This is a genomic window from Knoellia aerolata DSM 18566, from assembly GCF_000768695.1.
GTDB lineage: Bacteria > Actinomycetota > Actinomycetes > Actinomycetales > Dermatophilaceae > Knoellia > Knoellia aerolata.
Genome location: NZ_AVPL01000149.1, coordinates 1 through 1,027, shown reverse-complemented (window position 1 = coordinate 1,027; position 1,027 = coordinate 1). Strand labels below are relative to the sequence as shown.

1 protein-coding gene and 1 pseudogene are annotated in these 1,027 nt (G+C 71.3%); both read right to left on the bottom strand.

Annotation, left to right across the window (positions count from 1 at the left end; genetic code table 11):
- Positions 1-786, bottom strand: a 786-nt coding sequence (locus N801_RS22160; RefSeq protein WP_035940937.1) for an ABC transporter permease, incomplete at its 3' end; no start/stop codon positions are given.
- A gap of 6 nt (positions 787-792) precedes the next feature.
- A pseudogene (locus N801_RS22155) lies at positions 793-1,027 on the bottom strand (hypothetical protein); the annotation flags it as partial.

Below are 1,027 nucleotides of genomic sequence, written 5' to 3'. Positions count from 1 at the left end.
GCCGGCGCGCGAGAACACGGTTTCGGTGACGACCGATCCGCCCAGCAGGTGGCCGGCGCTCATGCCGACCAGCGTCAGCGCGGGAATGGCGGCGTTGCGCAAGGCGTGCCGCAGATGCACCCGGCGGCGCGACGCGCCCTTGGCGTAGGCGGTGTCGATGTAGCCCTGCCGCAGCGCGGCCGACAGGCTCTTGGCCAATACCTGGGCGATCGCGGCGCCGGTCGGAATCGCCAGCGTCAGGGCGGGCAGCACCAGCGAGGCGAAGCCGGCATTGCCGGTCGCCGGCAGGAACGGCCAGCCGAAGGAAAAGCACTGCAGCAGCACCAGCCCGATCCAGAACGACGGGATGCTGACGCCCAGCGGCGGCAGGCACAGCAGCAGTTCGGCCAGCCAGGGCCGGCGCGTGTAGGTCGCCGCCAGCGCCACCGCCAGTCCCAGGACCAATGAGATCAGCAGCGCCAGCGCGGCCAGCGCCAGGGTCTGGGGCAAGGCCCGCAGCACTGTCGTGGCGACGTCGTGGCCGTTCTCGATCGAGATGCCGAAATCGCCGCGCAGCGCCCGGCCCAGGCCGTTGACGTACTGCGTCAGGATCGGCTGGTCCAGCCCGAAGCGGCTGCGCATCTGCGCCACTTGCGCCGGGTCGGCCAGCACGCCCTCGCCGCGCGCATCCAGCATGATGGCCACGGGATCGCCCGGCAGCACGTAGAGGATCAGGAACGATACCGAGAACGCGGCCCACACCACGAAGACCGCCTGCCCCAGGCGCGACAGCAGGTAGCGGCGCATGCTGGCTTACCGGGCAGCCGCCAGCCAGGTGTCGTGCAGCACCGGCCAGCGCGGCGTCGACAGCCACAGGCCGCGCACGTCGGGCGCCACCGCGAAGACGGTATTGCTCTCCTTGATCGGCACCGCGTAGCCCTGGTCGATGATCAGGTTCTGCACCTGCGCCACCAGGTCCTTGCGCCGGGCCGGGTCCACCGCCACGCTCTGCTGGTCGAGCAAGGCATCGAGCGCCGGTTCGGCCGCG